Raw genomic sequence first — 23,544 nt, forward strand, 5'->3', positions numbered from 1 at the left:
GGCGAGGGCAAGCGTCCTTACCGCTCAGGATAGGGGCGGGGGTGCATAAATTTGCAGCAGGGCGGGCATAAAAAATATGAGGGCACTATGACGCAAAGTCCCACACTTTTATATGCAGCCGGTTTGCCCCTAGTCTTCTTGGATTCGCCACCAGCTGGTGTGGCTTTGGTGTGGTTCTAGTTCAATGAGGTCTGTGCCGCTGTTGAAGGCGTTTGCGGGGGCTGTCATGGGTTCAGCAGCAAGGGCTCGCCGCTGAGTTCCGTCTGTATAGAACTGCAACCATTCGATACCGTCTCCGATTGTTAGTCGGGTGGCTTCACCGTTGGGAGCGGTGAGGACGATGTGTGCTTCTCCAGCAGTTTTTTGGATTCCTCCAAAGGCGTGGTCGAGATTTATGCCCTTGAGGGGGAGTGTATCTGCGAGATTGAGGTCTTCGGTGAGGGGGAGTTCCTGGGTAGGAATCATGGATTCGTTGACCTTGAGGTAGGTAGAGACAGGAGCAGTGAGGTTCCATGAGTCGACTGCGCCGGGGGTTTCCTGTTCTGTGCCTGCCATGAGGTAGGGGTGTGCGCCGAGGGCGTAGGGGGCTGTTGTTTCTCCAGTGTTGAGTGCGGTGAAGGTTGTGGTGAGCCCTTGGGCGGTGAGGGTGTAGGTTGCGGTGAGTTTGAGGTGGAAGGGGTAGCCGGGTTGGGGTACTAGGTGGAGATTGGCAGTGACTGATGATGAGTCGGGGGTGTTAATTGCTTGGTTGAGTTCCCAGCGGGTCCAGTCAGCGAGTCCGTGGATTGCATTTCTAAGGGTGGGTTCATTGATGGGCAGCTGGTACTCGGCGCCCTTCCAGGTGTATCGGCCCTCTGCTATGCGGTTGGGCCAGGGGGCGAGGAGGGCGCCTCGGGCGGCTTCTCGTATTTTGTGTGGTGGGGCGGGGAGTACGAGCTGGCGCCCTTTGGGGGAAGTGAGCGATGAGAGGTTGGCACCGACTTCGGTAATTATTGCTTGGTAGCCGGAGTGTTTGAGGGTGACTGCGGCTCCCTGTGGCTGGTTCTGGGTGGAGGTGGACATGGGGGTCTTACTCCTTCTCCGCGGATCGGGAGGGGGTGGCTACCAAGAACTCTGGGGGGTTGAAGCCTTCACGGTCGAATGCTTCTGCAACTGCTTCAGCGAGGTTCGTCAGGTTTTCAGTAGGAACCAGTGCAATAGCAGAGCCACCGAAGCCACCTCCTGTCATGCGGGCTCCTAGTGCTCCTGCTTCGCGGGCAGCGTTCACTGCGGTGTCTAGTTCGGGGCATGAGACTCGGTACTGGTCACGGAGGGAGTCGTGGGAGGCGTTGAGGAGTTCACCGAGCTTTTCCCATACGTCATCGGCTGGTGAGTTTACGCTGTCGAAGAGGGCGATACATTCTTCAACGCGGGCAATCTCGGTCCAGACATGGCGTAGGGCATCACGGATTACTGCCCGGTCTGTTCCGTCGGGCAGGTTGTAGGAGTCTACGTTGTTATCCCACTGTTCGATGAGTTCTTGGGCTTCTTTGAGGGTGGGGGTTCCTTGGAAAGCGTCTCGGAGGTAGTTCACGCCCAGGGCTTCGCGGGCAACCTCGGTTGCTGCCCGTCGGGCGGCGTATTGCCCGTCGGAGAGGTTGTGGTAGGCACGGGTGTCTATCACGAGTACGGAGAGGTTGGCTGAGACGACGTCGATGGTAAGAGGGCGGGTGGAGAAGTCGCGGCAGTCGATGGCGAGGACGGAGCCTTCTTCTGCACGGAGGGAAATTGACTGGTCCATGCCCCCTGTTGAGGCCCCTGCGATGTCGTTTTCTGCTTGGATACAGGCTGAGGCCAGTGCGGCACGTCCCTGGTCGGTGCTGGCGAGAAGTTCTCTAGTGGGCTGTTGGGCGGTTAGCAGGTCGTCAACGCCGAGAGCTACAGCGCACTCTAGGGCAGCTGATGATGAGAGTCCTGCACCCAGGGGGACGGAAGAGTCGATGGCGATGTTGGCGCCGAACCCTTCCGGCGAGAAACCAGCAAAATCGCCCTGCTTTTGCTGTTGCATAGCCCAGGGAACACCTGCAACGTAGGAGAGCCAGCCGGAGAGGGGCTGGGTGCCCACCTCAGCAAACTGAACGGTTTCAGTATTGTTATCAGGGGCGGTTGAACCGGCATCACCCTGAGCGGTGACTGCCGTAATTTTTCCGTCTTGGCGGGGGGTCATTGCTACGAAGGTGCGTTGGGGGAGGGCAAAGGGAAGGACGGTGCCACCGCAGTAGTCGATGTGTTCGCCCAGAAGGTTGACGCGCCCAGGGGCTGAGTACACTCCGTAAGGGGCTTCCCCAAAGGAAGTATAGAAGCGGTCTTCGACGTTCTTGCGGAGTGTCTGTGCAGGTACGGTGTTCTTCCAGATAGCAGGCATGGTGTGTTTCCTTTATGCGTCAGAAGCAAGTTCTTTGAATCGGGTGGCGATACGCTCGGGTGTGGTGTCAGATACCCACGCGGCCATAGCGGATTCTGAGCCAGCCAGGTATTTCATCTTTCCGGGGGCACGCAGGAGGGAGAAAACGTGGAGGTACATGCGTGAGACGTTTTTTCCGCCGATGATGGGGGCCTGGTGCCAGGCTGAGATGTAGGGGAGTTTGTCTACCCCTTCGAAGAATTTGTCGAGTCGATGCAACAGGTCTAGGTACAGCTCGGTGAGTTCGTCTTTTTCTGCTTCGGTAAGTTCTGTGAAGTCACGAACCGGGCGTTTGGGCATGACCATAAGTTCTACAGGCCACTTGGCGGCATACGGTACATACGCCACAAAGGAGTCGGTTTTCCTAATGATTCGTTCTTCTGCTGCAAGTTCCGCAGCGAGAACATCTCCCAGAAGGTCTCCACCGGTTTCTGATGCCCATGCGTCTGCTCGCCGTGCAACAGAAGCTGTATAGGACGGCATGTAGGGGTAGGCGTAGATCTGACCGTGGGGGTGGGGCAGGGTTACACCAATTTCTTCTCCACGGTTTTCGAAAGGAAAGACCTGTACGACTCCGTCGAGGGCTGAGAGCTCCTTGGTGCGGTGGGTCCAAGCTTCTACAACGGTGCGTGCCCGTTCATAGCTGAGGGAGCCAAAAGAACCGTACTGGTCTGAGGTGAAGCTGATAACCTCGCAACGGCCGCCTGGTGTGGTCTCCTTGAAAAGGGGCTCGTCTCGGAGGGTCTCTAGCGGCCCTTGCAGTGAAGGGAAACGGTTTTCAAAGACAACAACGTCGTAGGATTCTTCCGGGATTTCACCGGGTACGGTTCCTACGCCAGCAGGTGCCAGGGGGTCCTCATCAGCAGGCGGCAGGAAGGTTCGGTTGTTGCGGTGAGCAGCGATAGCAATTGATTCGCCGGTCAGAGGGTCGGTACGCACGCAGGCAGCTTCGTGGGGAGGCAGAGTGCGAGGTTCCAGGGGGCGGGTATCGCGGATAATTCGGGTTTTCCGGCCTGAGACGTAGGGTTCAGAGTCATCGAAGAAGATGATTTCTCGCCCGTCTGCGAGGGTTCCTTTAGTAACTTTTACGTTGGTCATGCGGTAATCACCTTAGCTACGTTGTCGGATAGGAAGTTGTGTCGTTCCTGGGTGAGTTCGTCGGTGACGACGGTGTCGATGTCTGCCCAGGAGGCAAACCGGGATAGCCCAGCCACATTCCATTTACTGGAGTCGAAAACAGCCACGGTGTCGTGGGCGTTTGCGATAAAAGTTCTGTTAGTACTGGTCTCGTTCATGTTGGGGGTGTACATGCCTTTCAGAGTCACCCCGTGAGCACCCAGAAACAGAACATCGATGTTGAGGTTTGCCAGGGTTGCGTCCGCAAGCGGTCCAACGAAGGCGTCAGAGGGTGTGCGCTCACCGCCGATAAGGAGCACTTTGGGCTTGTTCTTTGTATCAGCTAACCCGTGGAAGAAGTCAGAGACGGGGAGGGAGTTCGTGACGATGGTGAGGTTCTCAAGCTCTGTGCGGGCAGCTATTTCTTGGGCAAGGCGTGCGCTGGTTGACCCTCCGCCGATTGCAATTGATTGGCCGCTGCGGACTAGCTGGGCTGCGGCCTTTGCAATTTTTGCTTTCGACTCTGCGTTGAGCGTGGTCTTCTCAGCAAAGATTGGCTCATGGGTAGATTCAGAGATGGTTGCACCTCCGTGAACCCTGCTCAGTAACCCCTGTTCTTCTAGTTCTGCCAGGTCACGGCGAATCGTCATCGCAGATACATTCAGCAGGCCAGCCAGATCTTGGACCTGAACAGTGCCTTTTTCCTGTACTTTTGCAACGATTGCGTTGTGGCGTTGTTGAGCCAGCACTTAAACCTCATTCCGGTTGTAACGACTTCTTCTAAACTGAACAATATCAAACAAAAACAAGCATTTCCAGAGCTGAAACATGCTCAAAATGAGTCTTTTGAACAAAAAGGAACGATTTTTTGTTCAGATATCTACAAAAAGCAACAATCTTGAACTAATATGAACACCGTAGGGCTTGAACCTCAGCCCTCTCGATAGCAACAGGACCCGAGGTTCAGCCAATTCCATCAGGAAGGACAAGAGAGCATGCACCCCACCAAGCACCACGAGAGCCTCAACGTTCTCCACGAGAACGTCCTCGCCCCCCGGGCCTACTACGTCCCTGCCTCCCATGACATGGGCCCGCTGGTGAACAACCGTGAGTCCTCCGACCGCTTCCTCAACCTCAATGGAACCTGGCAGTTCACCTACTTCAACGACGATTCCGAACTACCACAGGACTTCTACACTGCCACATACGCCCACACCGACGCGTCCCCCATCATCGTCCCGGGCGCCTGGCAAACCCAGGGCTTCGACACCCACCAGTACACCAACTTCAAATACCCCTTCCCTCTTGACCCACCCTTCGTACCCCACGAAAACCCCTGCGGTCTTTACACTCTAGACTTCCAGTACACCCAGGATCAGCAGGCCCCGCTCGCCCACCTCACCTTTGAAGGCGTTGATTCATGCTTCTACCTCTGGGTCAACGGAAGCTACATCGGCTACAGCCAGGTATCCCACGCAAGCAGCGAATTCGACATCACCGAATACCTCACCAACGGCTCAAACCGCCTCACCGTACTTGTCTACAAGTGGTGCGATGGCTCCTACCTCGAAGACCAGGACAAATTCCGCATGAGTGGCATCTTCCGAGACGTCTACATTCTCAGCCGCCCCCGCCACGCCCTCTACGACTACTTCATCACCACCAACCTCAACGAAAAAACCAGCGACGCGACCCTCAACATCGCGGCACACTTCCTCAGCCAAGAAACACACACCACACTCACCCTCACCAACGCTGAAGGCGAAGAGGTAGCAAGCTCCACGCTCACACCCAGTGCTGCCAACCCCAACTTCACTCACTCAGCAACCCTTCATATCCCTAACGCCCACACCTGGAACCCAGAAAACCCCTACCTCTACACCCTCCACCTAAAAACCCAGGACGAGGTCATCACCGAACGCGTGGGCGTCCGCACCATTCGCATTGAACACAATGTCATCCTGCTCAACGGCAAGCCCATCACCTTCCGCGGCGTAAACCGCCACGACTCCGACCCCGTCACCGGCCCAACCGTGGACTACAACCACATCAAACGCGACCTCGGACTCATCAAACAGCACAACTTCAACGCTATCCGTAGCAGCCACTACCCCAACTCCCCCTACTTCTACCAAATGTGCGATGAGTACGGGTTCCTCGTCATGAGCGAAGCCGACAACGAAAGCCACGGCACCCAGGTCCAGTACCTCGAAGATGGCTCCTTCGACAACCAGGTAAATCACTGGAACGAACGCATCTCAGACAACCCAGAATGGACTGAAGCAACACTCGACCGTGTCCAGCTCTGCGTGCTCCGCGAAAAGAACCGCCCCAGCATTGTCTCCTGGTCAGCAGGTAACGAATGCGGCTACGGCGTTACCCTCGAAGAGTCCCTCGCCTGGGTCAAGTCCTACGACACCACCCGAATCACCCAGTACGAAAGCGCCTACTACGACGACAAAAAGCGCCGCTACGACTACTCCAACATCGACCTCTACAGCCGCATGTACCCGCCCTTCGAGGACATCGAACAGTACCTCAACAGCAACCCCAATAAGCCCTTCCTCCTCGTCGAGTACGCCCACGCTATGGGCAACGGCCCCGGCAACCTCGAAGACTACTTCCAGGTCATCGACCAGAACCAGGCAATGTGCGGCGGCTTCGTTTGGGAATGGTGCGACCACGCCATCTACGCTGGTACCACCGAAAATGGCACACCCAAATACCTCTACGGCGGCGACCACGGCGAAGAAGTACACGACGGAAACTTCTGCATGGACGGCCTTGTCTACCCCGACCGCACTCCCCACGTTGGTCTCCTCGAATACCGCAACGTCTACCGCCCCCTCAGAGTCGTCTCCTTCGACACCGTATCCGGCTCCCTCACCCTCAAGAACTACCTTGACTTCACCGACGCACAAGAAGCCATAGAACTGAAATACACCTTCAGCCAGGACGGCATAGAAGTAGCATCAGGCACCTACCACTTTGAGCAGGCATTCCTCCCCCACCAAGAAACCACCATTAACCTTGAGGCACCTTCGCTCACCAGCGGACGCTGCTACCTCCACATCGAATACATTCTCAAGAAGGACCTCCCCCTACTTCCCACAGGCCTCTTCCTCGGCCGCGACGAAGTACCCGTCCACACCATCAACCCCACCCATGCCAAGGCACTAGATATTCTGGGCACCACCAACAACGCACAGAACCTCGCTGTAACCGAAACAGGTAAGCACTACACCGTCCAAGGCGATGGATTCACCTACACCTTCAACCGACGAACCGGTGTATTCGACCAGCTCTCCACCAAAGACCACAACCTCCTCACCCAGCCCATGAACATCAATATCTGGCGGGCACCCACAGATAATGACATGTACATCAAACTCAAATGGGCAGAAGCGCACTACCACCAGGCCTACTCAAGGGTCTACACCAGTGGATACACGCACACCGAAAACGGTGTCACCATCTCCTGCACCCTGAGCATGGTAGCCCCCACAGTGCAACCCATCTTCACCGGCACCGTCCTCTGGAACATCACAAACGACGGAAAAATCACCGCTCGATTCAACATCGAACGCGCCCCAGAATTCCCCGATCTCCCCCGCTTCGGAGTTCGCCTCTTCCTCGACAAGTCTTTTGCCGATGTTGAGTACTTCGGCATGGGTCCCCATGAAAGCTACAGCGACAAACACGAAGCAAGCTACCACGGCACCTTCCAATCTTCCGTCGAAGATCTCCACGAGGACTACATCATGCCGCAGGAAAACGGTAGCCGATTCGACTGCGACTACGTCCACCTATCAAGCCCCCACCATCAGCTCTCTGTAGCCTCCGAACACCCCTTCTCGTTCAGTGCCTCCCACTACACGCAGGAAGAGCTGACGAACAAAAACCATAATTTCGAGCTGGTCGAAGCCGACTCAACAGTCCTCTGCCTCGACTACGCCCACAACGGAATCGGGTCCAACAGCTGCGGCCCCGAAGTCTTAGACGAGTACAAACTCAACGCACAAAACATCAACTTTGGTTTCACTCTCGCCCCCACCCTATAGCGCGAGAAACAGGCAAAAGGTAACACAATGAAAGAAACAAAATACCTGAAATGGTACAACGTAGTAGGTTACGGTTCCGGCGATGTTGCCGGCAACGTGGTCTACGCCTTCCTCGCATCATTCGTGATGATTTACCTTACCGACACGGTAGGACTCAACCCAGGAATTATCGGCACCCTCATTCTTGTCTCCAAGATTTTTGACGGCGTTTCCGACCTCTTCTTTGGGGCAATGATCGACAAAACCAACACCCGCATGGGTAAAGCACGCCCCTGGATGCTCTGGGGCTACGTCGGCTGCGCCGCAATGATTATCGCCATCTTCGCGATTCCGCCATCACTCGGTGATTTCGCCCAGTACGCCTGGTTCTTCATCGCCTACACCCTCCTCAACGGCGTGTTCTACACCGCCAACAACATTGCCTACTCCGCACTCACCTCACTCATCACCAAGAACGGTAACGAGCGCGTACAGATGGGTTCAACCCGCTTCATGTTTGCGTTCGGCACCAGCCTCCTCATTCAAAGCATCACCGTTCAAGGCGTCGAAATGTTCGGCGGCGGCGCAGAAGGCTGGCGCACCATCGCCATCATCTACGCCCTCATCGGCCTCGCCGTCAATACCCTCTCCGTCTTCTCCGTCAAGGAGCTCCCCAAATCAGTCCTTGAAGAAGAAACCCAGGCTATCCCCATCATTCACGAGAGGAACAACCCTGTTCCCGAGAAGTACAGCTTCAAAGAATCCCTCGGCCTGCTCGGAAGCAACAAGTTCTATCTCCTGATTCTTGCAGTCTTCCTGCTCAACCAGATTTTCAACACTACACTGAGCATGGGCATCTACTTCATGACCTATATCCTGGGTGATGCCAAGCTCCTCGGCCCCTTCGCCTGGGCTATCAACGTCCCCCTCATCATTGGCCTGCTCTTCACCCCCATCGTGGTGAAAAAATTCCAAGGCATGTACAAAATCAACGTCATCGGCTACATCATCGCGTTCGTTGCCCGCGTTCTTGTAATCGTGGCAGCCTACATGGGCAATATCCCCCTGATGCTGGTCTTCTCCGGTATTGCCTCCATCGGAATGAGCCCCCTCCAGGGCACCATCAACGCACTCATCGCTGAAGCCTCGGAATACACCTTCCTCTCCAAAAAGAAGAGGGTAGATGGAACCATGTTCTCCGCAACCTCACTGGGCGTCAAGATCGGTGGCGGTGTAGGCACTGCGCTCGCTGGCTGGCTACTCGCTTTCAGCGGCTACGTCGCTAACGCACCGGAGCAATCAGAATCTGCACTACAGATGCTCTACATCATGTACCTATGGATCCCGGCAGCGGTCAACCTCATCATTCTTCTCCTGCTCACCCAGCTTAAGGTGGAGAAAGCCAACAAGGAACTAAGGGAAAACGCACCTATCAATTACACGGTGCTCGATAGGTAAAAGTATTCTGCTGAACCCCAAAAGCGTTGCACGCCATTCCCCTGGTGTGCAACGCTTTTATGCGGTTATTAGGTATTCCTCGTATCGAGGTCAGCGGGGGATCTACAAACGCCTTCCTAGGCTCACCAACAATTTCTATATGTGACAACCATCGCGTATGCTACATCACGACCTTAAAGCCGTATCACCACGAAAGGCGACCCATGAACCTCGCCATTATCCTGCTTTACCTCGGTGCCCTCGTTTTCTTCGGGTACCTCGGCAAGCGCCGCGCCAACAGTACCGAAGACTTCCGTGTTGCAGGTCGCCGCCTGGGCCCGCTCCTTTATACCGGCACCATGAGCGCGGTAGTGCTGGGCGGGGCCTCAACCGTGGGCGGTGTGGGCCTGGGCTACACCTATGGCCTGTCAGGTATGTGGCTGGTCGTGGCTATTGCGGCGGGCGTTCTACTGCTCTCCCTGGTCTTTGCGCCCATTATCTCGCGGCTCAAGATCTATACCGTCTCGCAAATGCTTTCCCTACGCTATGGGGTACGAGCAACCCAGGTTTCTTCTATCGTCATGCTGGCATACACCGTCATGATTGCAGTGACATCCACAGCCGCCTACGCTTCAATCTTCCGCGTGATGTTCGATATGGATCGCACCTGGGCTATTCTTCTTGGCTCCCTGGTGGTCATTGGTTACTCGCTACTGGGCGGCATGTGGTCTATTACCCTGACCGACATGATGCAGTTCGCGATTATGACAGTGGGCATGTTCTTGCTGATGCTGCCCTTCTCACTGAGCCAGGCTGGCGGCTGGCAGGGCCTCACTGAACGCTTGGACGCCGAGTTCTTCCAGCTAGGTTCTATGGGCATGAACTCCATCATCACCATGTTCGTGATTTACACCCTGGGCATTTTGGTTGGCCAGGATATCTGGCAGCGTGTCTTCTCAGCCCGCTCCCCCGAGGTCGCCCGCTGGGGCGGTGCGAGCGCCGGTATCTACATCGCCCTCTACGGCGTAGCCGGTGCGGTGATCGGTATGGCGGCTGCGGTACTAGCTCCTCAGCTTGAGAGCCAGGACGACGCCTTCGCGGCTATTGCGCAGAATTACCTGCCTGCGGGTGTGGGAGGGGTTGTCTTGGCCGCCGGTGTGGCCGCCATGATGTCAACGGCCTCGGGTGCCCTGATTGCTTCTGCCACCGTAGCCCGTGTAGATGTAATTCCCTTTATCACCGGGCGCCCTGCGCTTGAGGAAGGCGAGGAAACCGATGCCACTCTCAAGGCTGACCGCCTGTACCTGCTGGTTCTGGGCGTGCTGGTTACTTTTATTGCCATCTTCTTGACCGACACCGTGACCTCTTTGACCATTGCCTACGACATCCTGGTGGGCGGCCTGATGGTTGCAATCCTGGGCGGGCTGGTGTGGAAGCGCGGCACAGGTATGGGTGCGGCGCTTTCTATGGCGGCAGGCTCCCTGGTGACCCTAGGGTGCATGCCGATCTTTGGCGTGCTGGCGAACGAGCCGATTTACTACGGCCTGGCAGTGTCGCTGGTGGTGTATGTGGTAGCGTCCCTGGCCACCAAACCCACCTCACCCGAGGTAATGAATGCCTGGCAGGAGCGGCTGAATGGCTAGTGTGCAGCTAACCTTCTCCAGCGCCCCGGCCAACCACCGGGATCAACTACCCGACTGGGCGCAAGCCGTGTATTTTGAGGATTTCACGCGCGATAACCACACCCGCTGCCTACTGGCGCATAGCGATGGGCAGCTGGTAGGGATTGTTGCCTGGTGGACTGCGCGCGCCCACCGCACCCGCTATGAACTCCAGCTTGCGGTGACGCCTCATCTGCGGCGTCAGGGTATAGGTACTGCCCTCTACCAGCAGGCGCGGGCGCAGGCGTCCGCGCCCCTGCCCTTCTTCATGCGGGACTACCTGGGCGAACCGACCCTACACTTTGCCGATTCGCTGGGTGCCCAGACTATTCAGATGGTGCCACCTGCCACTATGCCCACCGACTCGGCGCAGAACCTGCGGGAGCACGCGTCCGTCCACTCTGCCCAAAACGTGAGCTACCCGGAATTTGAGCAGGCCTACGTCGATTTTTATGAGTGGACGCACGCCAGCTGGCACCCCGTCTCGGGCGACCATCGGCCGGTTCTGGCCCGCCACGCTACCAAAGCCTACGACAGCTACTCATCGGTTTCGGTGGACGCCGGTGGGCAGGTGTGTGCGGTGATAGCAGTTTTTCCCGGTGATCAGCCTGAACTCTGCGGGGAGACGACCACCCCAGCCCCTGATCAGGGGGAACTACTCCTAGAGGCCTGCCTGCGACGCTCTCTCGAAAAACTAGCAGACGCAGGGCACAGCACGGTCGAAGCTGACGGGCACATCTCAGACCCGCATCTATTCCCCGCCTGGGTAAAAACCGGAGCAAGCGGGCGCTGGTACCGGCTAGTGGAGATACCTGCCGAACCATAGCATCAGCTTGTGCAGGCATCCTGGGCTCTGTGCACAGAAAAACCTGCACAGAGCCCAAGAAACCTGCACACCCCGCCGTATTTACTGGTAGGTCACCACATAGGGTTTGGGAGTCAACGCGTACGTCTGGGCGGGGGTCAGAGTGGGGGTGTCCTCGTCGTAGAAGTTCTTCCACGAGGGCTTAATAGCCGGGTCAAGATCGCGGATGAGCTCCTGGTAGGTAGAATCTTTCAACTCAGGCGTGCCGTGGCCGTCCGCGTGCAGGGTAAGAGCCAACTCCGGGTGGCTCGTGTCAAGCGCCGCACGATTGGTAATCATGGAATGCGTGAACTGGTGCAGCACCACCATCTTCTGGGGCAGGCGGTGCTTATCGGTCAGCGCCGCCAGGTACTCCAGAGTTTCATTAATTTCTGAGGCATCCACGGTACCAATTTGTTGCAGGTGCACCTGCCCGGGGTAAATACGCCATTCGGGGTCAATGCCCAGACCAACGTGGGGTTCCTTGAGCAGCTCTTCATACTGTTTGACCTGCTCGGTGAAGGTGCTGCGGCCGGGCTGGAAGTCCAAGATAACGTAGACCCCGTTTTTGCGGGCCTCATCAATAAGCGGGCGCAGGCTTTCAATGGTTGCCTCATCGGAGTAATCGCCGTCAGGCCCGGGAGCTGAGCTGGCTACCGTGGTAATGATTTCAAAGGCGGGAATGACCTTTTCGTCGGTGTGCGCCTGGTATTCAGCGGCGAGATTTTTAACCCGGGCAACAGATTCAGCCGGGCCCTGCTCACCGAGCACTCCCAGGGACGGGCCGCCGGGGTTACCGTAGAGTGCCACGTAGCGGTGGGCAAAGATTTGATCACCGCCACCAAGCACCTCGCTCTTTGGTGCATTGGCACGTGAGGACTGCTCGGGAGCGGACGCCGTGGCGCTGGCGCTTACGGACGGGCTAGTCGTCGAGGGGGTAGAAACAGATGGAGATGCTGTTGCACTCGTACTGTGCGCAGGGCTGGCGCTTGCCGAGGAACTACTTGCAACCGTTGTCGGGGTAGAGGTTTCGCTTGTGGGTTCCTCAGTTGAAGTGGCTGAGCACCCTGCCAGAGCGAGGGCAGAGAGAGTCATAAGGGCAAGAAAGCGGGTGTGGCGAGTGTGCATGGTGTCCTGTGAGTTGGCTGTATGTGTTTAATCAGTCTACTGAACACCCACCATCAACGCCTTTCTATTACACAGAGTAAAATCCCAAGTCGGATACCCACCCCCAAGCTCGCCAGACCCGCCCAAGCTGCCACAGGCGTCCGCTCATAAACATACTGTGCTCCGCATAACATTTCAGGAGCGAAAATCCCGTATATCTATGCATTGACCCCGTATGCTAAAGCGGAAGCCCGCACCCCGCGCCCACGAAAGGCCACCATGACTCACCCATCACTTCCCGACCGTTCCGCTGAAACCACTGAGCCCCGCCGCAACGCCGGCTACGCCATTCTGGCAACTCTACGCAGCTACGGCATCGACACCGTCTTCGGCATCCCCGGAACCCACAACCTTGAGTTCTACCGCCATCTCGAAGAGCTCGACATTCACCCCGTCACCACCCGCCACGAGCAGGGTGCCTCCTACGGGGCGGACGGCTGGTCCCTGACCCGCGGCCTGCCCGGCGTCGTCATCACCACCTCGGGCCCCGGTCTGCTTAACTCTCTCTCGGGTGCTGCCACCGCCTACGCTGAGTCACGCCCCATGATCATCCTGTCCCCCGGCCGCCCAGTGGGGCACGAATTCCGCGACATCGGCGCCCTGCACGAGACCAAGAACCCCACCGGCGCCGTCAACTCCATCGTCGAGTTCTCCCGCCGCGTCAACTCTGCCGAAGAAGCCGTGGACATCATCCACAACGCCTTCCGCTCCTTCGCCCACAACCGTCCGCGCCCCATCCACATTGAGGTGCCCCTCGACGTGCTCGAACGCGACGTCGAACTCGACCCCGCCATCTTGCAGGCCCGTCCCCTGGGCAAGCCCCAGCCCGCCCCGGCTGACGACGTGCGCGAGGCAGCCCGCATGCTAGCAGAGTCCAAGAAGCCCATCATCGTCGCAGGTGGCGGCTCTATCGGGGCAGCAGCAGACCTACTCCGCCTGGCTGAAACCCTCGAAGCGCCCGTCATCACCTCGGTCAACGGCAAGGGCGCTATCCCCGAAAAGCACCGCCTCTCCCTGGGTGCTGACCTGCGCCTGAGCGCCGCCCACGCCTTCTGCCGTGAGGCTGACGCCATGCTGATCATCGGCTCCAAGATTGGTGAAGCTGAGCTCTGGGACGGCGACATCCGCCCCGCTGGCCCCGTCATTCGCATCGATATTACGCGCGACCAGATGCTGACCAACATCACCCCCGACATTGAGCTGCCGGGCAACTCCAAGGCCGTCATCCCCCAGCTGCTGGACGCCCTCGCCGAGCTTGGCCTGGCTCCCGGCTCCCGCGAACCCCGCGACCTGCAAAACATCTTCGATGCTCTCGATAACGAAGGCCGCGCCCTGGCACCCGAGCTGGCCGAGCTCAACGAGAAGATTATGGAGATCCTGCCCGAGGACACCATCATCGCCGGTGACTCCTCCCAGGTCACCTACATGGGCACCACCACCTTCTACCGCGCAGCCCGCCCCAACTCCCTGCTCTACATGGCAACCTACGCCACCCTGGGCTACGGCCTGCCCGCCGCTATTGGCGCCAAGGTAGCCGCGCCCGAACGTCCGGTGGTCTGCCTACTCGGCGACGGCGCCCTCATGTTCGCCATCCAGGAGCTCATGACCGCCGTTGAGCAGCAGCTTGACCTACCTATCATCTGTGTGGAGAACGGCGGCTACGGCGAGATCCGCCAGAACGAGCGCGACCGCGGCATCGCCCCTGTGGCAGTGGATCTGGTACAGCCCGACTGGGTCAAGCTGGCCGAGGGCTTCGGCGCTACCGGCTTCTCAGCCACCATGGACACCCTGGCAGAGACCGTCCAGCAGGCTCTTGCTACCAGCGGTCCCTCGGTCGTGCACCTAAAGATTGGTGAGACCCTGCGCTAGGCGCAGGTAGCGCACAGAAATAAGGACGCCGCCTCCCACTCCCCTGCCACAGGGCAGGAAGGTGGGGGCGGCGTCCTTGTTTTTATTCTCTTCCCTGAAAGAGGTGAGCTACTCGTAGCGCAGGGCGTCGATGGGGTCGAGCTTGGCTGCCTTGTTGGCCGGGTAGTAGCCGAAGAAGAGGCCGATAGCCAGGGAGAAACCCAGGGCTAGGAGGACGGCGCTGAGCGGCGGGAAGACGAAGGTGCCCAGCATGTTGGCGCCCAGCATACCCAGGCCCCCGCCCAGCAGGACGCCGAGAATACCGCCAACCAGGCAGACCATCATAGCCTCAACCACGAACTGTAGGCGGATTGCCCCTCGCGTTGCGCCTAGGGCCTTGCGGATGCCGATTTCGCGGGTGCGTTCGGTGACGGTCACGAGCATAATGTTCATGACGCCAATGCCGCCCACCAGCAGCGAGATACCGGCGATAGCCGAGATGGCTGCGCTGATGCCGTCCAGAACCGCGTTGAACTGCTCGGTCATGGCCGAGAAGTCCTGGATTTCGGCCATGAACTGGTCGTCGCTGCGGTACATACTGGTCAGGTGGGCCTGGAGCAGGGCCTTGACCTGGCCCAGATCCTTGCCCTCAGCCGGGCGTACGGTGATGCTGTTCCAGCCGTCGCTGTTATAGGAGTTAAAGTCGGGTTCCAGCGAAACCGGTAGGTAGACTGTGCCCGGCCCTGTGTAGGCGAAGATACCGCTGCCCACAGACTCGGTTTGATAGACCCCGACCACCATAAGGCCTCGTGAGGTCATGCCAAACTGCGCATCGATTTCACTTCCCACTGCCGCCTGGGGGTCGCCAAAGAGCTGGTACGCCTGATCAGTTGAAAGCAGGATGACCGGTCGTTTGGCATCCATGTCGGCTTGCGTCAGAGAACGCCCCGCCACCAGGCTGACCGGGTTGAGCTCCAGGTAGTCCATATTGACGAACTGGGCACTGGCGTAGGGAGCCTCGCTCTCACCAGCACTGAGGTCTACGCTGGTGTAAGAGTTTGCCCCGAGGGGAATACCCGCGATGTTATCACCCAGGGCCTCTTTGAGGCGGGCGATGTCATCCTCGTCGAACTTGGACTCAGCCGTAGGCTCGATGTATTCCCCGTTCGGCATACCCATGGGCATGGGGCCGGAGGTCAGCCCCGCTTCTTCCTGCTCCTCAGTGGGGCGCTGCACCACGCTCACCATCAGGTCGTTAGCACCGGAGCTCACAATCGACTCAGAGGCCTGAGTTTTCAGCGAATGCCCCAGGGTCAAAATCGTAATGACCGAAGCGATACCCACGATGATGCCGAGCAGGGTAAGGAAGGAGCGCATCTTATTGTTGCGCAGGCTCCCCAGGGCCAGGGAGATTGATTCACGCACGTTCATTGCGAGACCTCCTCTGTAATCCGACCATCGACCATGGTGACGATGCGGTCGGTCTCAGCAGCCAGTTCGGGGTTGTGGGTGATGAAGACGATGGTCTTGCCCTGCTCGCGGTTGAGCTCGTGGAAGAGGTCCATGACCATGCGCCCGGTTTGGGAGTCCAGGGCGCCGGTGGGCTCGTCGGCCAGGAGCAGGGGCGGGTCGTTGGCCAGGGCGCGGGCGATAGCGACGCGCTGCTTCTGGCCGCCCGATAGAGCCGCGGGGCTGTGATTCATGCGGTCGGCCATGCCCATCTGCTCTAGCAGGTGGGCGGCTCGTTCGCGACGGTCACGGGGGTTGATGCCGGCGTACATCATGGGCATTTCCACGTTCTTGAGGGCAGAAATACGGCCCACCAGGTTGAAGCTCTGGAAGATGAACCCGATGTTCTGGCTGCGGTAGTAGGCCAGTTCGTCGTCGCTGAGCGAGGGTATGTTCTCGCCCGCGAAGGTGTAGTAGCCGTAGGTGGCCCGGTCGAGCAGGCCGATGATGTTCATCAGCGTGGTTTTACCCGAGCCGGACTGGCCCACCACCGATACAAACTCACCGCGGTCGACGTGAAAGTCAACGCCGGGGAGCACCGTAATGGCACTGGGGGTGCCCGCGTTGAAGGTTTTAACGATGCCTTGCATATCGAGCAGGGTGCTCATGGCTACCACCCGAAGCTGGTGCCGGCATCGAGGGTGACGGTTTCACCCACGCGGTGGCGGTAGGCCTCACCGTAGGTGAGCACCATGTCGCCGGAGGCTACGTCGCCGTCGGTTATGGCAATGTCGAATTCGTTAGCCAGGCCGGTTTCAACGGAGCGCTCTTCGAGGGTGAAGGAGCCGTCGTCGTTGGGCACAGCTACCACGACGCTCTCGCTCCCCAGGTCGTTGGTGTAGACCGCGTCGAGGGGTACCGCCAGGGAGCTTTCTTCTTCAGCGGTGATAATGCTGGCCTTGACGGAAGAGCCCAGGTAGAGCCCGTCTCGGTTGCCGGTTACCTCGATGGTGACGGTGAAGGTGGGTGAGCCGCCACCTGGCATACCTGCAGCAGCGGCTTCAGGGTTGGCCTGCTGGGCTGAGTCAGCGATGGACGCAACCGAAGTAACGGTACCCGAGTACTCCTTGGTGCCGGTTGCCCCGGCGGTAAAGGTGACACGGTTGCCTTCCTTGATGGTGGCAACGTCAGCCTCGCGGACGCTGGTGGTGATGGTGAGCTTGGAATCGTCACCGATGGTGACGACGGGGCCGGTTGCCGGCGCACCGGGCTTAGCAACACTCATGACCACGCCGTTGATGGGCGAGGTGAGGGTGGCCGAGGTGAGGTCGCCCTGCAGGGCGCCGAGGGTCTGGTCGCGGGTGGTTTCTGCGCTGGTCAGGGCGGTACGGGCGCTGTTGAGTTCGGTTTCGAGGGCTGCGAGCTGGGTGTTGGCGGAGTTGCGAGCGGTGGTGACGCCGGTGTCTGCGTCCGCCTTTGCCCCGTTAGCCAGGCGCAGAGCCGACTCAGCGGCGGCAACTTCGGAGTTGATCATGGTGAGGTCTTCGCCGGCGGCAGCGGCCTGATCGCGCATCTGATACTTGGCGTTCAGGTCGGTGGCTGCCAGTGAGGCCTGTTCGTTAGCGGAGCGCTGGGTGGCGAGGGCTGCCAGAATTTCAGGGTTGGTGCCGTTGGCGATTCCCTGGTTGTACTGGTCGTAGGCGGTTTGCGCTGCGGTCAGGGCGCCCTGGGCGCTGGTGACGGCCCCGTCGAGCTGGGTGCGCTGGGTGTCGAGATCGCCCTGCACAGCGGAGGTGTCGATGGTGGCTAGGGTCTGGCCGAGCTCAACCCGGTCGCCAACCTCTACCTCAACGGAGCTAATGGGGCTGGTCAGATGGGTGGTGATGGAGCGGACCTCACCGGGGGCGATAGTGCCGTCCACCCGCACCTTGTTGCTGACGCCTTCGTCGCTCAGAATCAGGTAGTCAGTGGAGGGAATGGAATTCTGGGCGGTGTTGCTGCTGCCGAAGATGCTACCCACAAACAGCGCACCGATGGCGATGAGGGCGATGATGCCTACGGCGAGGCCGATGAGTACCTTGGTGAGGGTGCTCATTTTCTTTTTGGCAGGCGGACGCCGGTGCGCAGCTTCCGGTGCTTGGGTCGGAGGTGTGGGGGTTGTGCTCATGGTGCTGGCCCTTCACTAGCGGAGATAAAAGTGGTGCAGTTCTCTTTTAGTGTAAGCGTTAACCTGCCCAGACAACACCCGGTTGCTGCCCAGAAAACAACAAATCATACCCGGGTATGAGAAGGGGCGCAGCGAGCTCATCCTCTAGGCGAAGGCGCCGCTCACCCACATGATGAAAGTGATTGCCAGGAAGGCGATCAGGGGAATAGAAACTATAACGAGCACGCCCAGAATGAGGGCGATAATTGCGGTTATTTTTTCTCTGTTTTTCATAAAGAGAGCCCCTATGCCGAACCCCATGGCACCGAGCCAGGTAAACCCTGTGGGCAGAACTATTCTGAGTTCCCAGTTGAAAAAGATGAGGTTGATGAACCCTATACAGATCATGAGTAGCACCATCACGAGGGCGGTGAGGCCGTAGGGGTTGAGCCTGTTTGTCTCGTGGGGCGGGCGGACGCCGGTAGGCTGGGTCGGGTGAGCCGGGGCAGTGGGCAGCGGATAGGGCTGATGTTCAGAGTGCCAATGTGTAGTATTCATGGCACCAGTATGGGAAAAAATTTTGGCCCCCACTAGGCATTTTAGAAATCTGTGGATAACTCCGGGGTACCCGGCAGGTTTATGACCGAGCATTGCGAGAGTTATCCACAGACGCGCCAATGAAAGCTGGCCCCTGACGTTTCCTCTGTAGAATATGGTAAACGGACTAACAAGGAGGTTTTCCGTGACCACTCCTCTTTTCTCTTCCCCTGAGCCTATTCCAGGGGCAAGCCCCCTTCTAGCAACACGTCGTATGTTCGCCAAGACCTTTACCTTCTCGGGGCGGGCGTCTCGTAGTGAGTTCTGGTGGCCCAATATGCTTGCCTTGAGTGTGCTGATGGCATGCGATATTGCGGCACGACGTTACGACCGCTCCCGAAACCCTGGTTCCTATACAGGGCCTCACAATAAGGATGCCTTCTGGCCCTTCCCTGATCGACCGGCTCCCGGCGAACCCGAGACACAAGAAGAACAGGCAGCGCGTAAACAGCGTTTTAACAGAGCTGAGATGACTTCCTTGGCTTTTAGTGCTCCGGCGCTTGTAGCACTTGGCGTGCCTACGTTGTCGCTTTCGGTTCGACGCCTCCATGATGCTAATTTGTCAGGTCATTGGATGTGGATTCATGCATTCCCTTTTATAGGTTCCCTCGCAGCCTTCGCACTCTCAGCCCTACCCAGTAACCCCAAGGGTGAGAGATTTGACTAGAGCAAACGACTTTTAACGAGAGAAAGCGAGTCAATCAGCTCGCTTTTCTCAAACACACACATTTCTCGCGGCCCTCACGGGCGGGGGGAAACCCTATGCAAAGAAAGACTTCCCCTTCTGCACCTGCGAAGCCTCAAGAATAGCCGCCTGCTGCTCCGGAGTATAGGTAGCATCAACAGCACGAATGGCCTCACCCAGGTCGTAGGCGTCCTGCTCGGCCAGCAGCTGGGCAGAATCAGCCAGCACATCAGCGACCCGGGCCTTCAAATCAGCCGCACTCGCCAAGCCGTCCTCCTGCAGCACCAGCTGCTCACCGGCGTCCGCACCGTCGGTCTCAGAACCCGGCTCCGCGGCGTCCTCAAGCTCAAAGAGGGCAAAACCGTAGCGGCGCTCGTCCCCGATATAAAAAATGTTGAGAAGCAGGGTGAAGACGCGGCCGGTCAGGTCGATGTAGGTCTTCTCAAGTTCGGCGGTCTCCAGCCACAGGCCGTCAACCTCAGCCGGGGCATCGTACTCGAAGTCGTAGCCGAAGTCGGTAGCCAGGGCGTGGGCCAGCGGGCCAATGCCGTAGTCGGGGCGAGCCATAGGGGTTCCTTAGGGTAGTAGGGCGGACGGACGCCGGGCGGCTAGTCCATATCGCGGCCGGCAGTTTCAGGTACCGCAGCGCGTGTGAAGGTAATCAGGCCGACGCCGATAACGGCAAAGACCGCAAACGTCATACCCAAGCCAAGGGCGGCCACCATCTGCGGGAAGAAAAGGGAGACCATAAAGTTAGCGATCCAGGAGACAAAGGTAGCCACGCCCATACCGGCGCCGCGCACGCGGGTCGGGAAGACCTCGCTCATGAGTACCCAGGTCACCGGCGATACGGCACCCTGCTGGAAGACCAAGAAAATAATAGAGATGAAAAGGGTGGCCCAAGGCCGAGCGGACGCGTCCAGCAGCTGCGAGGTGGCGGCTAGCATGACCAGGGAAAAGGTGGTGCCTGTCAGGCCGATAGTCAGCACCAGGCGGCGGGGGAAGCGTCCTACAAACCAGAGACCAACAGCGGCACCCAGCACCGACAGCACACCGTTGGAGATGTTGGCGGTCAGAGCCGCGTCGGTGGAAAAGCCAGCCTCGCGCAGCACCTGGGTGCCGTAGTACATGAGGGCATTGACGCCGGTAGCCTGCTGCACAATACCGATAGCGGCGGCCAGCAGCAGGGTGGTGCGCAGGGCCGGGTCCCGCCAGAGCAACTTCAGGGCACCGCGTTCGGCGGTAGCCTCCCGCTTGTAACCCGGCGACTCGGGCACCAGGAACATACCCACAAACAGTACCAGGGCCGGAATGATTGAAATAGCGAACATGACCCGCCAAATCATCACCTGATGAGCAAAAACATTGCCAATCATCGCGTTGACCACGTAGGCGGTGAGCTGGCCGAAGACAATCATGAACTGGTTGCGGGTAACGATCGCGCCGCGGCGGTTGGCGGGGGAAATCTCGGCCAGGTAAATCGGTACGACCGCTGAGGCGGCACCGACCGCAAGACCCACCAGCACGCGAAAGACGATGAAGATACCCAGGCTGGGCGCAGCGGTAAGGCCCAGGGAGCTGGCGGCAAAAACTAGAGCCAGCACGAAGAGTACGCGGCGGCGTCCGAACCGGTCAATCAGCTGCCCGGCAAGGAGCGCCCCGAAAGCAGCACCCAGGGTCAGTGCGGACGTCGCAACACCCTCTGCCGCGGGGGACAGCCTAAAGTCCTGCTGCAGGAAGGGAAGGGCGCCGTTAATAATTCCGGTGTCGTACCCGAAGAGAAAACCGCCCACCGAGATAATCCAGGTGTAGAGGGTGACCCGGCGGGGGTCGGTAGCGTGTGTCATGCGCACTCCTTTGTAGACCTCAGCAATTCTAGCCCTCTTGCCCCGCCCAGGGAACAGGCCCGCACATAGTTGGGGCGGACGTCCGCGCCCCAGCAGGTACGCCCGGCAGGCAGCTGCGGCGGTAGGCTAGTGCCATGAGCACCCTACGTATTGATGTGAATTCTGATTCTGGGGAGTCTTTTGGCTCCTGGACTATGGGAGATGACGCTGCGATGATGCAGACCGTCTCTTCAGCCAATATCGCCTGCGGTTTTCATGCCGGTGACCCGTCGGTTGCGCGCACCACCGTGCGGGCGGCGCGGGAGAACGGCGTGACGATCGGGGCCCACGTTTCTTACCCCGACCTGACCGGCTTTGGCCGCCGCTTCATGGATATGACCGCCACCGAACTCACCGACGCGGTGATTTACCAGGTGGGCGCGCTTGAGGCGGTAGCGCGGGTTGAGGGCGCTGAAGTGCGCTACTGCAAGCCCCACGGCGGACTCTACAACGCTATTGTTCACCACGATGTGCAGGCTCAGGCTGTGGCCCGTGCCCTGCACGAACTCGGTGGCCTGCCGATTCTCTGTCTGCCGAACTCAGCTGTTGCCCGCGAGGCTCAGGCGCTGGGCGTTCCGGTTTTCTACGAGGCCTTTGCCGACCGTGGGTATACCCCCGAAGGTACCCTGGTGTCTCGCCGGGAGGCCGGGGCGGTCATCCACGACCCGCAGGCTGTGGCCGAGCGCGTGGTACGCATGGCGGTAGACCGCGAAGTTGTAGCCGTGGACGGCTCAGTTGTGCCTCTGCAGGCCGATAGCATCTGCGTGCATGGCGACACCCCCGGTGCAGTTGCTCTTGCCCGGCAGGTGCGGGCAGCTCTTGAGGACGCCGGTGCGAACGTCCGCGCCTTTGTCTAGGTAGGCGGGGGGCGGCGTCCTGCCCCTACTGCTCTGCCGAATGCGACGTGTTTTCCCGAGCGGGTGTTGCTTTAACGCCCGCTTGGGAATTTAAGTCACATTCGACGACGCGAGCCTTCACACATTCCAGCCCTCGCCAACTTTGCACGCAAGCGCTCAGGGTGCACCACAATGTCTTCCCACAAAGCGCGCACCACGGTATACCCCATACTCTCTAATTCGTGCTGACGACGGCGCTCGTTCTGAACCACGTCCTCTGCAGCCTCACCAAAAGTACCCGCATACTTGACCTTGCCATCAACTTCTAAAATGACCCGCTCTTTCTCCCACAAAAAGTCAGGTCGGAGAGTTCTTCCACCAACCCATAAAGGCACCTGTTCCGCAGGTGGCGCAAGACCCCACATCAGAATCCAATACCGAGCAACAGTCTCCAGCGGTGACTCCGCCTTCGTACTCATCAAACGAGCCACCTCACGCGCCGTACAAACACCACGACCGCTTAACTCCCTCAAGTGCTGGGCTAAAACCTCATAATCAACCAGTCGGCAATGCAAAAAGTAATCGGCAATGCAGAGGGCATCAATGATCGGAAGCGTCCGCGCGCAATCGATAGCCGTCTGCAGCGGCGACGTCACACGGGCTCCCCGGTGGAACACTGCACTGTCGCATTCCTTCTGCCGGTTGCGACTGACCTGCACCCGCCCTCGAGATTTGACTGAATCGTGCGGATGGCTCACCCATATTTTGTGCGGTAACCGCAGCACAGGGGCACCCCACCAGAGAGCGGCAGACACATGGCTTAACACGTACCCCCGATTTGTTTTTATGAAAGCCACATGCCCGGCTAGACACCTATCGGTATTGCTTAGCGAGTCCCATAAAGCTGTCTTTATATAGGCATTGTGACCGATTTTAAAGAGCTCTCCCCTGGTGCACTCACGGCTTACACCGGAAGTACTCTTACCCAGGTGTCTAAGCTCAACCGAAGTTTTGACAGTCTCAAACAAGTGTTCCATGGGTTAAAAATGCCCTATACGGTGCGTCTCTACTAGCCGTTTTCTACCATCTGTGGATAACTTTGAGGCCTAGCTGCGGAGGTTTGCTCAGGGCGAGAAGTATGACGTCAGTGCGTCAAGGTTTTCCACAGATATAGAGCCGTTGAGCGGCGCTTACCCCGGCACAAAGTATTCCAAAAAATGGCTTCATCACCGAATGCGACTCGTCTTCCCGAAAGGACGTTAAAACAACACCCTCTCGGGAAAACAAGTCACATTCGCCAGAGAGAACAGCCACAACGAAAGCGCAGCTTGCGTGGGCGGCGCCACATCTGCCAGAATTGTTGAACAATCCTGAGCGGTGGCGTAGGCC

The 23,544-nt window shown here is 58.6% G+C and carries 19 protein-coding genes; 7 read left to right on the forward strand and 12 right to left on the reverse strand.

From position 1 onward, the window contains the following. Window positions 1–129: 129 nt before the first annotated feature. The 4 genes from ACEE43_RS07600 to ACEE43_RS07615 are packed head-to-tail and all read right to left on the reverse strand — an operon-like array spanning window position 130 to window position 4,308. Window positions 130–1,062, reverse strand: a complete 933-nt coding sequence (locus ACEE43_RS07600) for an aldose 1-epimerase family protein (RefSeq protein ID WP_377128414.1) — start codon at window positions 1,060–1,062, stop codon at window positions 130–132. Between the two features lie 7 nt (window positions 1,063–1,069). After that, a complete protein-coding gene (galK, locus tag ACEE43_RS07605; RefSeq protein ID WP_449107662.1) occupies window positions 1,070–2,404 on the reverse strand; it encodes a galactokinase in 1,335 nt (444 codons plus the stop codon). A gap of 12 nt (window positions 2,405–2,416) precedes the next feature. Next, window positions 2,417–3,541: a galactose-1-phosphate uridylyltransferase gene (gene galT, locus ACEE43_RS07610; protein ID WP_449107663.1), complete on the reverse strand. Its 1,125-nt coding sequence runs from the start codon at window positions 3,539–3,541 to the stop codon at window positions 2,417–2,419. Further along, window positions 3,538–4,308, reverse strand: coding sequence for a DeoR/GlpR family DNA-binding transcription regulator (locus ACEE43_RS07615; protein WP_237205416.1), 771 nt, complete (start codon window positions 4,306–4,308; stop codon window positions 3,538–3,540). Before ACEE43_RS07615 ends, galT begins: the two co-directional genes overlap by 4 nt. A gap of 246 nt (window positions 4,309–4,554) precedes the next feature. On the opposite strand from ACEE43_RS07615, the gene ACEE43_RS07620 reads away from it, so the two are divergent. The 4 genes from ACEE43_RS07620 to ACEE43_RS07635 all read left to right on the forward strand — a co-directional run bounded on the left by ACEE43_RS07620 (window position 4,555) and on the right by ACEE43_RS07635 (window position 11,523). Then, window positions 4,555–7,620, forward strand: a complete 3,066-nt coding sequence (locus ACEE43_RS07620) for a glycoside hydrolase family 2 TIM barrel-domain containing protein (RefSeq protein ID WP_449107664.1) — start codon at window positions 4,555–4,557, stop codon at window positions 7,618–7,620. 27 nt (window positions 7,621–7,647) lie between these two features. Further along, window positions 7,648–9,057 carry an MFS transporter gene (locus ACEE43_RS07625; protein WP_237186320.1) on the forward strand — a complete coding sequence of 470 codons (1,410 nt, stop codon included), beginning with the start codon at window positions 7,648–7,650 and terminating at the stop codon, window positions 9,055–9,057. A gap of 203 nt (window positions 9,058–9,260) precedes the next feature. Further along, window positions 9,261–10,679: a sodium:solute symporter gene (locus ACEE43_RS07630; RefSeq protein WP_449107665.1), complete on the forward strand. Its 1,419-nt coding sequence runs from the start codon at window positions 9,261–9,263 to the stop codon at window positions 10,677–10,679. Then, window positions 10,672–11,523 carry a GNAT family N-acetyltransferase gene (locus ACEE43_RS07635; protein ID WP_449107666.1) on the forward strand — a complete coding sequence of 284 codons (852 nt, stop codon included), beginning with the start codon at window positions 10,672–10,674 and terminating at the stop codon, window positions 11,521–11,523. Before ACEE43_RS07630 ends, ACEE43_RS07635 begins: the two co-directional genes overlap by 8 nt. Before the next feature lie 81 nt (window positions 11,524–11,604). Here ACEE43_RS07635 and ACEE43_RS07640 read toward each other — a convergent pair whose 3' ends face one another. After that, the gene (locus ACEE43_RS07640) at window positions 11,605–12,669 is read right to left on the reverse strand and encodes a hypothetical protein (protein WP_449107667.1); all 1,065 of its coding nucleotides are present in this window, start codon (window positions 12,667–12,669) and stop codon (window positions 11,605–11,607) included. Between the two features lie 258 nt (window positions 12,670–12,927). On the opposite strand from ACEE43_RS07640, the gene ACEE43_RS07645 reads away from it, so the two are divergent. Next, window positions 12,928–14,577, forward strand: coding sequence for a thiamine pyrophosphate-binding protein (locus tag ACEE43_RS07645; protein WP_449107668.1), 1,650 nt, complete (start codon window positions 12,928–12,930; stop codon window positions 14,575–14,577). A gap of 108 nt (window positions 14,578–14,685) precedes the next feature. On the opposite strand, the gene ACEE43_RS07650 is transcribed toward ACEE43_RS07645, so the two are convergent. From ACEE43_RS07650 to ACEE43_RS07665, 4 genes are all read right to left on the reverse strand, one after another. Beyond that, complete coding sequence (locus ACEE43_RS07650) at window positions 14,686–15,987, reverse strand: ABC transporter permease (RefSeq protein WP_449107669.1); 1,302 nt, start codon at window positions 15,985–15,987, stop codon at window positions 14,686–14,688. Then, window positions 15,984–16,673 carry an ABC transporter ATP-binding protein gene (locus ACEE43_RS07655; protein ID WP_237199995.1) on the reverse strand — a complete coding sequence of 230 codons (690 nt, stop codon included), beginning with the start codon at window positions 16,671–16,673 and terminating at the stop codon, window positions 15,984–15,986. The genes ACEE43_RS07650 and ACEE43_RS07655 overlap by 4 nt, the downstream gene beginning before the upstream one ends. Window positions 16,674–16,675: 2 nt before the next feature. Then, window positions 16,676–18,100, reverse strand: a complete 1,425-nt coding sequence (locus ACEE43_RS07660) for an efflux RND transporter periplasmic adaptor subunit (protein WP_449107670.1) — start codon at window positions 18,098–18,100, stop codon at window positions 16,676–16,678. Between the two features lie 216 nt (window positions 18,101–18,316). After that, window positions 18,317–19,024 (reverse strand): hypothetical protein, encoded by a 708-nt coding sequence (locus ACEE43_RS07665; protein ID WP_449122322.1) that lies wholly within the window; start codon window positions 19,022–19,024, stop codon window positions 18,317–18,319. A 1-nt stretch (window position 19,025) separates the two neighbouring features. On the opposite strand from ACEE43_RS07665, the gene ACEE43_RS07670 reads away from it, so the two are divergent. After that, complete coding sequence (locus ACEE43_RS07670; RefSeq protein WP_449122320.1) at window positions 19,026–19,415, forward strand: DUF805 domain-containing protein; 390 nt, start codon at window positions 19,026–19,028, stop codon at window positions 19,413–19,415. Window positions 19,416–19,508: 93 nt separating this feature from the next. Here the strand turns inward: ACEE43_RS07670 and ACEE43_RS07675 are convergent, their stop codons facing one another. Both ACEE43_RS07675 and ACEE43_RS07680 read right to left on the reverse strand, forming a co-directional pair. Further along, the gene (locus tag ACEE43_RS07675; RefSeq protein ID WP_449107673.1) at window positions 19,509–20,000 is read right to left on the reverse strand and encodes a hypothetical protein; all 492 of its coding nucleotides are present in this window, start codon (window positions 19,998–20,000) and stop codon (window positions 19,509–19,511) included. A gap of 41 nt (window positions 20,001–20,041) precedes the next feature. Then, on the reverse strand, window positions 20,042–21,280 hold the full coding sequence (locus ACEE43_RS07680; RefSeq protein WP_449107674.1) for an MFS transporter: 1,239 nt from the start codon (window positions 21,278–21,280) through the stop codon (window positions 20,042–20,044). Between the two features lie 134 nt (window positions 21,281–21,414). On the opposite strand from ACEE43_RS07680, the gene ACEE43_RS07685 reads away from it, so the two are divergent. Further along, window positions 21,415–22,176 carry a LamB/YcsF family protein gene (locus ACEE43_RS07685; RefSeq protein WP_449107675.1) on the forward strand — a complete coding sequence of 254 codons (762 nt, stop codon included), beginning with the start codon at window positions 21,415–21,417 and terminating at the stop codon, window positions 22,174–22,176. Between the two features lie 95 nt (window positions 22,177–22,271). Here ACEE43_RS07685 and ACEE43_RS07690 read toward each other — a convergent pair whose 3' ends face one another. Next, window positions 22,272–22,811, reverse strand: a complete 540-nt coding sequence (locus ACEE43_RS07690) for a DUF559 domain-containing protein (RefSeq protein WP_449107676.1) — start codon at window positions 22,809–22,811, stop codon at window positions 22,272–22,274. Window positions 22,812–23,544: the final 733 nt, after the last annotated feature.

It is taken from the genome of Rothia sp. 11254D007BW (genome assembly GCF_053548195.1).

Bases quoted from the DNA above. Each gene is read 5' to 3' on its own strand.
- ACEE43_RS07600 (WP_377128414.1), bottom strand. From the start codon at position 1,062: ATGTCCACCTCCACCCAGAACCAGCCACAGGGAGCCGCAGTCACCCTC.
- galK (WP_449107662.1), bottom strand. From the start codon at position 2,404: ATGCCTGCTATCTGGAAGAACACCGTACCTGCACAGACACTCCGCAAG.
- galT (WP_449107663.1), bottom strand. From the start codon at position 3,541: ATGACCAACGTAAAAGTTACTAAAGGAACCCTCGCAGACGGGCGAGAA.
- ACEE43_RS07620 (WP_449107664.1), top strand. From the start codon at position 4,555: ATGCACCCCACCAAGCACCACGAGAGCCTCAACGTTCTCCACGAGAAC.
- ACEE43_RS07625 (WP_237186320.1), top strand. From the start codon at position 7,648: ATGAAAGAAACAAAATACCTGAAATGGTACAACGTAGTAGGTTACGGT.
- ACEE43_RS07630 (WP_449107665.1), top strand. From the start codon at position 9,261: ATGAACCTCGCCATTATCCTGCTTTACCTCGGTGCCCTCGTTTTCTTC.
- ACEE43_RS07635 (WP_449107666.1), top strand. From the start codon at position 10,672: ATGGCTAGTGTGCAGCTAACCTTCTCCAGCGCCCCGGCCAACCACCGG.
- ACEE43_RS07640 (WP_449107667.1), bottom strand. From the start codon at position 12,669: ATGCACACTCGCCACACCCGCTTTCTTGCCCTTATGACTCTCTCTGCC.
- ACEE43_RS07645 (WP_449107668.1), top strand. From the start codon at position 12,928: ATGACTCACCCATCACTTCCCGACCGTTCCGCTGAAACCACTGAGCCC.
- ACEE43_RS07650 (WP_449107669.1), bottom strand. From the start codon at position 15,987: ATGAACGTGCGTGAATCAATCTCCCTGGCCCTGGGGAGCCTGCGCAAC.
- ACEE43_RS07655 (WP_237199995.1), bottom strand. From the start codon at position 16,673: ATGAGCACCCTGCTCGATATGCAAGGCATCGTTAAAACCTTCAACGCG.
- ACEE43_RS07660 (WP_449107670.1), bottom strand. From the start codon at position 18,100: ATGAGCACCCTCACCAAGGTACTCATCGGCCTCGCCGTAGGCATCATC.
- ACEE43_RS07670 (WP_449122320.1), top strand. From the start codon at position 19,026: ATGCTTGCCTTGAGTGTGCTGATGGCATGCGATATTGCGGCACGACGT.
- ACEE43_RS07675 (WP_449107673.1), bottom strand. From the start codon at position 20,000: ATGGCTCGCCCCGACTACGGCATTGGCCCGCTGGCCCACGCCCTGGCT.
- ACEE43_RS07680 (WP_449107674.1), bottom strand. From the start codon at position 21,280: ATGACACACGCTACCGACCCCCGCCGGGTCACCCTCTACACCTGGATT.
- ACEE43_RS07685 (WP_449107675.1), top strand. From the start codon at position 21,415: ATGAGCACCCTACGTATTGATGTGAATTCTGATTCTGGGGAGTCTTTT.